We start from the raw sequence: 10,766 nt of genomic DNA, 5'->3' as shown, positions 1-10,766 counted from the left end.
TGTGATTTGGCCTTCCAACCTTGCCCACTCCAAGGGCAAGGTGTAGGCAGTACACGTTAACCAACCATTATCTTAAATAATTATACCAATCAATTGGTTATACGATCTATTCTTGTTTTTTTCCAGGGGAAGATCCGTCCGGCAGAAAGGGGCCAATTTCGCAATCGACCTTTCCTCCAGGCGGCTCAACCGGATGACATCCGAATGTGGTCAGCCGGCAGCATAGTGCAATACGGGATGGTTAGGAGCCCAAATAACTCTTCTTCACTTCCTCATCCTCCAATAACTCACGGCTGGGCCCCTCGCGGAGAATACGTCCGATCTCCAAAACATAACTCCGCTGGGAGATCTTCAGGGCCATGCGCGCATTCTGCTCTACCAGGAGAATGGTTCCGCCTTGATTGCTTATTTCCTTTACAATTCGCGCTATCTGACTCACCATGACGGGGCTCAGACCCAGGGTTGGCTCATCCAGCAGGTACAATTGTGGAGTGCTCATCATCGCGCGCCCGATGGCCAGCATCTGACGTTCCCCGCCGCTTAGCAGGCTGCCCAGTTGGGTTTTCCGCTCCTTCAATATAGGGAAAAGGTTGAAGACCTTCTGGAACCTGCTTTCTCTATCCTCTGCGGCGCGGGTGGCTGCAGCGCCAAGCTCCAGGTTCTCCAGAACCGTCATCTTTCCGAAGATCCCCCCACGCTCCGGAACATGGGAGATGCCCTTCATGGCGATCTGTGCCGCCTTCAAGCCGCGAAGGGATTGATTGTTGAAGGTAATGTCGCCTCCACCCCAGGAAATCAAGCCGGAAATCGCCTTCAGCACGGTCGTTTTCCCCGCCCCGTTGGCGCCGATGAGGGCTACGATTTCTCCGGGATGGACGGATAGTGAGATTTCATGCAGGGCCTGTGATTTCCCGTAATAAACATTTACTTTATTCAACTGAATCATTTTCATCATACCCCAAGTAGGCTTCGATCACGCGAGGATCCCGGGCGATCGCCTCCGGCTCTCCCTCCATGAGTTTCTGCCCGAAGTTCAAGACCATCATGCGATCGCAGATCTGTTGCATGACCTTCATGTTGTGATCGATGACGAAAACGGTCGTGCCGTTGTCGCGAATACTTCGAATCAGCCCGATCATCTCGGTAATTTCGTCGGTGTTCATGCCGGCAAACGGTTCGTCCAGTAGAATCAGCCGCGGTTCGGCGGCCAAGGCGGTCGCCAGCATGAGCTTCTTCTGCTGCGCCCAGGTCAGACTCTCCGCCGGGTATTCTTCGAGACCTCCCAGGTCGGCAAATTTAATCAATTCCTGCGCCCGTTTCCGAGTGGTGACTTCCTCTCTACGGGAAAAGGGGGTACGCAGAAAGGCGCCCAACATCGTCGATCTCGTCCGGCAGTTCAGACCGTTCATGACATGAACCAGCACGGGTATTTTCGGGAAAATGGTGGCCGCCTGAAAGATTCTCACAACCCCCAGCAACGCGATCTGATAGGGTTTCAGATCGCGAATATTCTTGCCGTCGAAATGAACCTCCCCCCCACTCCACGGAACCGTATTGGTGATTGCGTTGAAAACGGTCGTTTTACCCGCGCCATTGGGTCCGATGAGGCCGAAGATCTCTCCGTGATAAATAGAGAAATCGATATCGACCACGGCCTTAAGGGCGCCGAATTTGATGAATAACTTTTCCGCCCTCAATAGGGGGACATGAGGCGATGAAGTCATGGAATCCATTTGGCCATCCTCGGGTGAAGTTCTTTCAACTTGCCTGCAATTCCTGTGGGCATTAAAATGATGACGACAATCAGGATGAGACCGAAGAAGAGGGGGCGATAGGTTTGGGCCGCCTCGAGAAACTCCGGAACAAACCAGAGCAGAAGGGGCCCAATAATCGTTCCCGCAATCGTTCTGGTGCCGCCGACAACGATCATGACCAGGAGGTTGAACGACATATGCCCCCCGGCGATTTCCGGCTCGATCGCCTCCATGTAGTTGGCGTAAAGTCCTCCGGCGACGGCGGCGATGGCGCAGGCCGTGACGAACGACATGAGTTTGTAACGCGAAACGTTCATACCGAGTGCCTCCGCCAGGTCTTCATTTTCCCGTATCGAGGCGAACGTCCGGCCGGTGCGGGAATTGACCAGACGGCGAATCAGGAACTGGGTCAGGATGAGGGCGATGAGGATCACGTAGTAAAAAACCTTCTTCGAGGCGAAATCGATCGTCAACCCCATCACGGTAACTGCCGGGAGCATGGGAATGCCTGATAGGCTGACTCCCCCCGTCAGGCTGTTCCAGTTGTGAATGATGATCGAGATGGCAATCCCAATGGCAAGCGTTCCCAGGACGAAATAAGGCCCCCGGATGCGCAGCATCGGCCAGCCGATGACGACGGCAATGCAGGCCGTTATCAGCGTGCCCGCGATGAGGGCCGGTATCAGAGGGACACCCAACTTGACCTGCAGGATGGCGGAACTGTAAGCGCCGATACCGAAAAAAGCGGCATGGGCCAGGGAAACCAGACCCGTATACCCATAGACCAGATCGAGACTGCCGACCAGGATCATATAAATCCCGACCATGGTGAACATGTAAATCCAGTAATCGGACGGGAGCAGAAAGGGAAGCAGGAAAACCACCAGTCCGAAAATAAGGTAAACAACTGATTTCGATCGCATATAGTATACCTACTCCTTCTGGTTAACGGCGGTACAATCCATGGGGCAGCAAGAGGAGAACCACGACGAAAAGCCCGTAGGAAAAGAGATCCTTGTACATGGAACTGATATAGGCGGCGCCGTAATTCTCTCCCAATCCCAGGATAATCCCCCCGACGATGGCGCCTGGAACGCTTCCCAGACCTCCGAGGGCCACCACGATAAAGGCCTTGGTGATTGGCGTCATCCCCATGCTTGCGCCTACCAGGGCGGTCGGCGCATCAAGCACACCCGCGATACTTACCAGGACGCAGCCGACAATGAAGGTCATCGATGTCGTGCTGTACGGGGATATGCCGAGCAACTGCGCAACGTCACTGTTTTCGGAAGCGGCGCGAATCCTTTTTCCTGTCAGGGTCCGATAGATCAGGATATAGGTCCCCAGGGCGAACAGCAGGCAGAACACAAAGATAACGAGTCGCTGAAGCGTCAGGGAGACGGGACCAAGCTGAAGAAAAATGTTATTGTAAGGGGAGGCGACTTTCTTCCAGGTCGGATCGAACAGGACGGCCCAGCCTCCTTCCAGGATGGAATACAACCCCAGGGCGGCAATAAACCCTGCTGCATGCGGTGCGCCGTGGAGCGGGCGAAAGACGATTCTCTCCGTCACGATCGCAATGATCATACCGATCAAAACAGCCGGGAAGAGGCTGGATAGATAGTAGCCCGGACCCAGCCACTGGACGACATAGAAAGCAACGAAGGCCCCAAGGGCATAAATGCCGCCGAGTGCGAAATTGGGAACCGACAGAATTCCATAGATCAAGGTCATCGCCAAGGCAAGCAGACCATAAGAACTGCCGACGATCAAGCCATTAACGGTATATTGCAGAAATTCGGCCATCGTAAAAACACCTCGCTCGGGGATTCTCTATATCCGAGCCGGTTAAGGAGGATCTTATGTTACGTAACGGGAATCCATCTTTCTCATGCTTCCTTAGGGAGATGACTCTTATAATCTATTGTACTCGCTGAGATCGGTCATGCCGCATACCTCCCGCTCCATGGAATCAGCGTTTGTATCAACGGTTGGCCATCATCTTGGGGCAAAGCCAGGGTGATGACCAACCGTTATTCTCAAGAGGAGGTAGAACAGAAATCCCACTGTTCCCCGGGACGCTTATTTTATGGGGACCAATTTTCCGTCCCGGTAGACCCCCATCTCCCCTGTAATGACCCCTGATCCGTTTTCCTGAAAGGCGGAGACACCGGTCGTGTTGTATTTCTCCGGGAGGGGAAGCACCGAGGCCGCAGCCTGCCGGATCTTGAGGGCCTCCGTGATCGTGCCGGCCTTTTGCATGGCCCGGGCAATGATGTGGATGCTGGCATAAGAGCTCAGACCGTAACCGGCGGCCGGTTCCTTGAATCCCATGGCCGGGTACAACTGTGTCCGGTAGCGGGCGTTGGCGGGCGGCCAGGGCGTCTTGCTGGTAAATTCAATGCGCTTCAAGTATCCTTCGGTTAACTTCGGACCGGTCAGTTTCTCGCCCGTGACGCCAAAGCCCGTTGTGACCACGAAGGGCGTCTTGATCCCCAGCTCGTGGGCCTGCGTGATGACGCCGGCCGACGATTCATCGTGGCCCGTGAGCATGATGACGTCCGGTTTGGCGGCCTTGATCTTCGTCAACTGCCCCCGGAAATCGGTCTGCGTCCGCTCGTCGAACCACTCGCTGGCTACTTTTTTGACCCCCAGTTTCTCGAAAACCTCCTCGTACCCTTCAGCCGAGGCCTTCCCCCAATCACTGGTGTCGGAAATCAGGGCATAGGTCTTGGCCTTGAGGATCTTCACCGCCGCGCGGGCACAGTCCCGGGCATCGTCGTCCGCCGTCTGCTGATGGCGCAGGACCAGTTTGTTCCCCCGCGAGGTGGCTTCGGGTGCTTTGAAGAAGCCTATGATGAGAACACCTAACCGCTCGTTTTTCTCCAGGCAGGCCATGGTGGGGCCGCTTAGCCCCTGGATGACCACTCGTACGTTGTACCGGTCTTTCAACAGTTGCATACCCGCAACGGCTTTGGCGGCCGAAGCCTCGTCGTCATACTGCCGGATCGTTATCTTGTAATTCTTTCCGCCCACGTTAATGCCGCCTTCATCGTTGATTTCCTTGGCGGCGATCTGGGCCCCGTGGAGGGTGTCGAGCCCGACGGCGGCGACCTTCCCCGTCAGGGGCATGATGACCCCGATGTTAACCTCGTCCCCGTAAGCGAGAAAAGGGACAACGAACAACGAGGCGCACCATAAGACAATCATGCTCATTCTTATCATGGCTTTCTTCATCTGTTTCCTCCTTTGCATGCCGGTTTAGCCGGGACTTCTATTGTTAGGAACGACCCGACACTCGAGCCGATTTTCCTATTGGTATGGCTTTCGAAAAAGCGGGGATGAGGTACAGCCTTCAGAAGCGTAATGCACAATGACCCTGAATGCTCTTCTTTTAACTTTTGGGGTTGCCAGGTCTCTTTTTCCAAAAAATTGTAGACTGTCGACCGTATACTGTCGAATTATACTATTCTAATTTACTTGTCAAGCTTTTTTTTGGCTTCCATCCGGATTGTATTCATACCCGTCTTTTCCGGTTTTCCGTCCCAAATGCCCGGCCAACAGCTTTCTTTTCAATATCGTTTCGGCATTTTTATTTATTTTTTACTTGGGTTATAGACGAAGAGGGGAAGGCACTTTCCGGGAAGTCACTGTTTCCGGATAGACACTAATGAAGGCCAGATCTCCGAAGGGTGCGATGCATCAGATAACCTTCCAGTCCAAACAGGATAAGACCTGTCCAAACCAGTCCGAAGCCGATGAACCGGGCAACGCTAAACGCCTCCTGGAAGACCAGGACGCCGATCAGGAATTGTATCGTCGGGGCAATGTATTGCAGAATGCCGGCCACAGAAAGCGGGATGCGCCGAACAGCCGATGCAAACAACCACAAGGGAATGGTGGTGACCGGTCCGCCGGCAATCAGCAGAAGATCGGTGGCCGGGCCGCTATGCAGAAAGACCCCTTGGCCGACCCGGTCGGCATAGGTCAGGTAGATAAGCACCGGCAAAAGCAGGATGCCTGTTTCCAGGGTCAATCCGTGAAGGGACCCAAGGGGGGCGACCTTTTTGATCAGCCCATAGGTGGCCCAGGAAAAGGCCAGGGTCAGGGCGATCCAGGGCAGGGAGCCATGGGAGAAGGTCAAATAGAGGATGCCCAGGGCGGCCAACCCGACAGAGACCCATTGCCAGGGTCGAAGCTGTTCACGCAGGAAAATAACTCCCAGCAATACGCTGAGCAGGGGATTGATGAAGTAGCCGAGGCTGGTCTCGACGACAAAACCGGCATTGACCGCCCAGACGTAAGTAAGCCAGTTGATCGTGATCAATCCCGCCGCCGGGATGTACACAGACCATACCCGAGGCCGCAAAATAGCCCTGGTAAAAAGCATCCCTTGCCGTGACAGCAGGACCAGGACGGATAACGAAAGGAAAGACCAGAAGATGCGATGGCAGAGAATCTGAACTGCCGGGACGTGATGAAGCCATTTCCAATAAATAGGGAAAAGGCCCCACAGACCGTAAGCTCCTATCGCGTACCAATGTCCTCTGTTCATTCGGCTTGAGATTCAACGACTATTATCAGGTTCAAAACAGGGTTTCCAACCATTCTTTGACTTCCGGTGGAAGAGGATAAACGCCTTTGGCGTGATCGCAACAGTGCCGGAATTTCGCGGGAAGCACGATTTCGTATAGACTTTCCGCTCCGTCCTTGGTCATCTTCTGCAAACGGACCTTATAGGGCTCTTGCCAGGTGTCGATGGAAAAATAATAGGTCTCCTTTTCTGAATCGACATAGCGCCCGGAATAACCGGTGTTGCCCCATTCCAGATAACAGGCCACGGCGTCCGCCGGACCCATCTCCCAATCAATCGCCAGATCTTTAAACTGCGACAATTCGCCCACTGGATTTCTCTCCGATCTTAAATATTGTGTCGCACAGGGACAGGATAACTCTTTCGAACACCCGGCAATGCATTATTTTTTCAAGATCTCTGCTACCCGAGATCGGACATAACCTGGAAACCGTTTCCCGTATTCCTCAAGAAGGTTGGACGACAAATGTTTTAGATTGGTATGCGCGGGCTTTTTGTCGGGCAAGATATTGTTCCACGTTTATTAACTATAATGTTAAGAAATATGGAATTTAATGTCAATCTTTAAATTTAACGGATTATCCCTAAAATTCTTATAAATAATTAATAATAGGTTGACAAATATTTTGCAACAATTAAATTTTATGGGCATACTGGTAGGATAATCTCTGCCTTACGCCCCCCTGTTTAATCGATTAAAATAGCCGGCAGCACTTCCGGTTCCTGAGAGGGCGGGGCCGGGCTTCGGAAGGCGATCAGATACAACGGGTCGGGGCTCTCATTTTTGGCCGCATGTTTGACACCGGGGGGGATGATGACAAAGGTATGAGAATCTTCGATGAGGGATTTTTTAACCTTCTCAGAATCCGGGTCCTGCCAGGCCAATAGAATGGGACCGCCGCAAAAAAACAGCCACTCCGTAACCTGGGGGTGAACATGATTTCCCCGGATGGTCCCGGGTTCCATGGAAACGGTGTGGAAGGTGGTCCAGTCGATTTCGATCTGAGGAATCAGAGAAAGATCTTTAAAGGGGGCGAAAGACCAGCCCCGGGGTTCGAGACGAAAATTTTCCGGTAGGGAAACTATCTTTAATGAAGGCATAACCATCCCCTTTAATTTAATGGTATAGGAATTTCCTTTTTGGACGCAGATCGACTCGGATCGGCAGATTTTCGCCGATCGTGCAGATTGCCAAGATTTTGAATATAAATAATAATTATCTGCGAGTATCGGCGAAAATCAGCGTCCTAATTTTTTTAATTTCATGAACGCATCAAAACCAATCCTGATCATCCACCAGGGTGCCCTGGGAGACCTGATCATGTCTCTGCCGGCCCTTTATTCTATGCGTTTATTCCATGGGTCGACGCCCTGGAACATGGCCGGGAACCCGGAAACCCTGGCCCTTTTGCACCGCCGTTTTTATGCCCAGGAAGTTGTTTCCATCCATCGAAAAGATTGGGCCGGGCTTTTCCAGGAAAAATCCAAGGTCCCGGATCGATTCCGGGATTTTCTGTCCTCTTTTCAGAAAGCCTATCTTTTTTCAGCAAATAAGCCTGAAGTCCTGATTCAAGGCCTATTCTCTGCCGGATTGGCAAAGACGGTCTGGATACCTTCTTTTCCGGATGTACAACAGAATAGCTCTCTTCAAAGTCTTCAAAAAGAAATTTTAAAATTCGAAAATATCCCCTGGGTTGAATCTGAGAAAATCATTTTTCCGTCCCCGGAAGATCTCCAAAAGGGCCTCGAATATTTAAGACAAATCCCCAAACCAGGAGAAGGGTTGCCCCTTTGGGCTATGCATTCCGGCAGCGGAAGCCCTCACAAGAACTGGCCGCTGGAAGGTTTTTTAGAAGTAGCCCAGGAACTCCGCTCCTTAAAAAAGGCCCAGCCTTTTTTTCTTATGGGACCGGTTGAACAGGAGACCTCACCGGAAACGGTCAAGATGATCGAGGCCCGGGGTTTCCCGATCATTAGGAGTGTGACCTTGCCGGTTCTGGCCGGGGTATTGAGTCAGTGTGCCGGTTATCTGGGTAATGATTCCGGTGTCTCCCACCTGGCCGCAGCCCTGGGTCTTCCGACAGTCGTTCTCTTCGGCCCCACCGATCCCATCTTCTGGGGACCGAAAGGGAAAAAAGTCAGGATCCTTTCCCCTTCTATCCCCTGTGCACCGTGTATTCCCGAAACCAGGCGGGTATGTCTTCATAAAGGATGTCTGGCTTCTTTAACCGCCCGGCAGGTGCTGGAGACTATTGACACTGTTCAAGGTTCAAGGTTCAAAGTTCAAGGTTGAAGGGAAAGCTGCTGCCCTGCTTTATTGGCCTTTTAAGGCTTTAGATCGCCCGGATAGAATACTTTTTTTTGTTTAATAGAAGAACAAACCCCCCGGTGTCTTCCTCATCAATATATTCGGCGATCTGATAGTAAGCCGGACGGAGGAATCGGGCCGGGAATTGACCCTTTTTGACCTGACAATAAAGGATGCTTTCGGCGTTAATCCTCACGGTCTCAGGGTCGAGTTCTTCCTGGGAGTCATCATTCAAAGTCAGCCGGATCTGTTCCCGCGCCTCAGTTCCCTAGCTGACCAGATCCACCTGCCGGACCACCAACGGGGTATCTTCTACCTCGAGATAACATTTTTGGTTGTTGAGGTGGACAATAAAGAGGCCGTCTTCCGTTTTCTCCAGACTTTGGATCAGCCAGAGGAAGATGGGCCGATGGATGATCTCCGCTCCTTGATGATACCATTTCCCTTCTTTGCTTACAAAGATCAGGCAGGGAGGTAACGGATTGCTGTTCTCACTCATAATTCTCCATTTAAAAATTTTTTTTACTGTCCAGAAGCAAGGTCACCGGTCCATCATTAATCAGATAAACCTCCATCATCTCCTGAAAACGGCCGCCGGCCACGGGGACACTTTTCTCCCTGGCCTTTTCCAAGAACAGGTTGTACAGGGGTTCAGCCAGAGCAGGGGGGGCCGATTCGGAAAAGGAAGGGCGCCGGCCTTTCCGGCAATCTCCCCAGAGGGTAAATTGAGAGACCACCAACAAGGCCCCGCCCGTTTCGATCAAGGAAAGATTAAACTTTCCCTGGGTATCGGAGAAGATACGGAGATTAAGGACCTTTTCCACTAAATAATTTACATCGGCTTCGGTATCTTCTCTGCCTACACCCAAAAAAACCAGCAGACCCGGGCCGATTTCCCCGACCGTCTCCCTGTTGACCGTAACCCGGGCTTCCCTGACCCTTTGAACAATTAGTCGCATGGTTTTTTCCTGCTATCCGGCAAGATACCTGATCTATTCTGGTCCTATTTTATTAATATAAAAATTTCATTTCTGTAACACGATCATCAGACATCTTATTTAGCACAATGAAATTGGTCTGTCAAAACACTCTTAGGAGTTTTAACCAGGGTTATGGAAATGTGGATTTGTCCGGGTAAATGGTCTATGATATTTTTATGAGGATTAATACCAACACCTGGAACCGGATTCGCTATTCTCTTTATGCGCCTTTTTATGACCTGGCCGCCCGATGGTTTGCTGCCCAGAGACGTCGTTCCATTGAGCTGCTGGATTTGAAATCCGAAGAAAGGGTGCTTATTGTAGGTGCCGGGACAGGATTGGATCTGGAGTTTCTTCCTAATGATATCAGCATAGAGGCCAATGATATTACCTCGGCCATGGTGCAGCAATTGGCCCGGCGAGCCAATAGACTCGGCTTGAAGGTAAAAGCCGAGGTGATGGATGGGCAGAATCTTCAATATGATCCGGAGTCTTTTGATGCGGTTATCCTCCACCTTGTCCTGGCCATCATTCCTGACCCCATCCGCTGTATTCAGGAGGTGGAACGGGTCTTGAAGAAAGAGGGGCGGGCCGTCATTTTTGATAAATTTCTTCCCGATAACCAAAAACCTTCTTGGGGGCGGAAGTTATTAAACCTCTTTACCAATGTAATCGCTACCAACATCACTCGTCAGTTAGGCCCTATTCTCGACTCCACTACTCTTAAAATTGTCTATGAAGAACCAGCCGGGTTTGGAGGTTTTATTAAGATCGTCTTGGTTCGAAAATAACCCTGGATTAACCTCCAGGCTTGTATGTTCTCCGTCATGCCGGACCCCGTATCAAGTACGGGGCAGGCTCTATCCGGCATCCAGGAGGGGTTACGGATTTTTTTTAGCCTGGATTCCGGCTTTCGCTATAATGACGAGCTAACTCCACGGTTAAATAATATTTTCATGCTTTGTGGTGACCCGATGGGTCATGACGGCTTGACATGAAAATACGAATCTTGATGGTCTCGTAAAAACTCGTCATTCCCGCGCCGGCGGGAATCCAGGCTATATGTAACTAATTAAAAACACTGGATTCCCGTTTTCACGGGAATGACGTAAATCGGCGCTTTTGGACTT

General features: G+C 51.6%; 13 protein-coding genes. 2 read left to right on the top strand and 11 right to left on the bottom strand.

Annotated elements, in window-relative coordinates; translation table 11 throughout:
• Positions 1–241: 241 nt before the first annotated feature.
• The 8 genes from HY879_21290 to HY879_21255 form a co-directional block, all read right to left on the bottom strand.
• Complete coding sequence (locus HY879_21290) at positions 242–946, bottom strand: ABC transporter ATP-binding protein (protein ID MBI5605877.1); 705 nt, start codon at positions 944–946, stop codon at positions 242–244.
• Positions 930–1,733 (bottom strand): ABC transporter ATP-binding protein, encoded by an 804-nt coding sequence (locus HY879_21285; protein MBI5605876.1) that lies wholly within the window; start codon positions 1,731–1,733, stop codon positions 930–932. The genes HY879_21290 and HY879_21285 overlap by 17 nt, the downstream gene beginning before the upstream one ends.
• Positions 1,721–2,677: a branched-chain amino acid ABC transporter permease gene (locus HY879_21280; GenBank protein ID MBI5605875.1), complete on the bottom strand. Its 957-nt coding sequence runs from the start codon at positions 2,675–2,677 to the stop codon at positions 1,721–1,723. Before HY879_21280 ends, HY879_21285 begins: the two co-directional genes overlap by 13 nt.
• A gap of 22 nt (positions 2,678–2,699) precedes the next feature.
• Positions 2,700–3,560 carry a branched-chain amino acid ABC transporter permease gene (locus HY879_21275; protein ID MBI5605874.1) on the bottom strand — a complete coding sequence of 287 codons (861 nt, stop codon included), beginning with the start codon at positions 3,558–3,560 and terminating at the stop codon, positions 2,700–2,702.
• A 276-nt stretch (positions 3,561–3,836) separates the two neighbouring features.
• Positions 3,837–4,991, bottom strand: a complete 1,155-nt coding sequence (locus tag HY879_21270; GenBank protein ID MBI5605873.1) for an ABC transporter substrate-binding protein — start codon at positions 4,989–4,991, stop codon at positions 3,837–3,839.
• A 430-nt stretch (positions 4,992–5,421) separates the two neighbouring features.
• Complete coding sequence (gene rarD / locus HY879_21265; protein ID MBI5605872.1) at positions 5,422–6,309, bottom strand: EamA family transporter RarD; 888 nt, start codon at positions 6,307–6,309, stop codon at positions 5,422–5,424.
• A gap of 31 nt (positions 6,310–6,340) precedes the next feature.
• A complete protein-coding gene (locus tag HY879_21260; protein MBI5605871.1) occupies positions 6,341–6,658 on the bottom strand; it encodes a hypothetical protein in 318 nt (105 codons plus the stop codon).
• 377 nt (positions 6,659–7,035) lie between these two features.
• The gene (locus HY879_21255) at positions 7,036–7,449 is read right to left on the bottom strand and encodes a hypothetical protein (GenBank protein MBI5605870.1); all 414 of its coding nucleotides are present in this window, start codon (positions 7,447–7,449) and stop codon (positions 7,036–7,038) included.
• Between the two features lie 163 nt (positions 7,450–7,612).
• On the opposite strand from HY879_21255, the gene HY879_21250 reads away from it, so the two are divergent.
• Positions 7,613–8,641, top strand: a complete 1,029-nt coding sequence (locus HY879_21250) for a glycosyltransferase family 9 protein (GenBank protein MBI5605869.1) — start codon at positions 7,613–7,615, stop codon at positions 8,639–8,641.
• A gap of 40 nt (positions 8,642–8,681) precedes the next feature.
• Here HY879_21250 and HY879_21245 read toward each other — a convergent pair whose 3' ends face one another.
• From HY879_21245 to HY879_21235, 3 genes are read right to left on the bottom strand one after another with little or no spacing between them, the layout of a single operon-like run.
• Entirely contained in the window at positions 8,682–8,891 is a 210-nt protein-coding gene (locus HY879_21245) for a hypothetical protein (GenBank protein MBI5605868.1), read from the bottom strand.
• Between the two features lie 33 nt (positions 8,892–8,924).
• The gene (locus tag HY879_21240; GenBank protein MBI5605867.1) at positions 8,925–9,155 is read right to left on the bottom strand and encodes a DUF1285 domain-containing protein; all 231 of its coding nucleotides are present in this window, start codon (positions 9,153–9,155) and stop codon (positions 8,925–8,927) included.
• A 10-nt stretch (positions 9,156–9,165) separates the two neighbouring features.
• On the bottom strand, positions 9,166–9,615 hold the full coding sequence (locus HY879_21235) for a D-tyrosyl-tRNA(Tyr) deacylase (protein ID MBI5605866.1): 450 nt from the start codon (positions 9,613–9,615) through the stop codon (positions 9,166–9,168).
• 197 nt (positions 9,616–9,812) lie between these two features.
• Between HY879_21235 and HY879_21230 the strand changes: the two genes are divergently transcribed.
• The gene (locus HY879_21230) at positions 9,813–10,427 is read left to right on the top strand and encodes a methyltransferase domain-containing protein (GenBank protein ID MBI5605865.1); all 615 of its coding nucleotides are present in this window, start codon (positions 9,813–9,815) and stop codon (positions 10,425–10,427) included.
• Positions 10,428–10,766 lie beyond the last annotated feature (339 nt).

It is taken from the genome of Deltaproteobacteria bacterium, assembly GCA_016219225.1.
In the GTDB taxonomy this organism is placed as follows: Bacteria; Desulfobacterota; RBG-13-43-22; order RBG-13-43-22; family RBG-13-43-22; genus RBG-13-43-22.
The sequence above is the reverse complement of the archived record's forward strand: the minus strand, read 5'-3'. Positions and strand labels throughout refer to the sequence as shown.

What these genes read in the sequence shown, in the direction of transcription:
- HY879_21290 (MBI5605877.1), bottom strand. Translation starts at nt 946, where the DNA reads ATGATTCAGTTGAATAAAGTAAATGTTTATTACGGGAAATCACAGGCC.
- HY879_21285 (MBI5605876.1), bottom strand. Translation starts at nt 1,733, where the DNA reads ATGGATTCCATGACTTCATCGCCTCATGTCCCCCTATTGAGGGCGGAA.
- HY879_21255 (MBI5605870.1), bottom strand. Translation starts at nt 7,449, where the DNA reads ATGCCTTCATTAAAGATAGTTTCCCTACCGGAAAATTTTCGTCTCGAA.
- HY879_21230 (MBI5605865.1), top strand. Translation starts at nt 9,813, where the DNA reads ATGAGGATTAATACCAACACCTGGAACCGGATTCGCTATTCTCTTTAT.
- HY879_21270 (MBI5605873.1), bottom strand. Translation starts at nt 4,991, where the DNA reads ATGAAGAAAGCCATGATAAGAATGAGCATGATTGTCTTATGGTGCGCC.
- rarD (MBI5605872.1), bottom strand. Translation starts at nt 6,309, where the DNA reads ATGAACAGAGGACATTGGTACGCGATAGGAGCTTACGGTCTGTGGGGC.
- HY879_21235 (MBI5605866.1), bottom strand. Translation starts at nt 9,615, where the DNA reads ATGCGACTAATTGTTCAAAGGGTCAGGGAAGCCCGGGTTACGGTCAAC.
- HY879_21275 (MBI5605874.1), bottom strand. Translation starts at nt 3,560, where the DNA reads ATGGCCGAATTTCTGCAATATACCGTTAATGGCTTGATCGTCGGCAGT.
- HY879_21280 (MBI5605875.1), bottom strand. Translation starts at nt 2,677, where the DNA reads ATGCGATCGAAATCAGTTGTTTACCTTATTTTCGGACTGGTGGTTTTC.
- HY879_21250 (MBI5605869.1), top strand. Translation starts at nt 7,613, where the DNA reads ATGAACGCATCAAAACCAATCCTGATCATCCACCAGGGTGCCCTGGGA.
- HY879_21240 (MBI5605867.1), bottom strand. Translation starts at nt 9,155, where the DNA reads ATGAGTGAGAACAGCAATCCGTTACCTCCCTGCCTGATCTTTGTAAGC.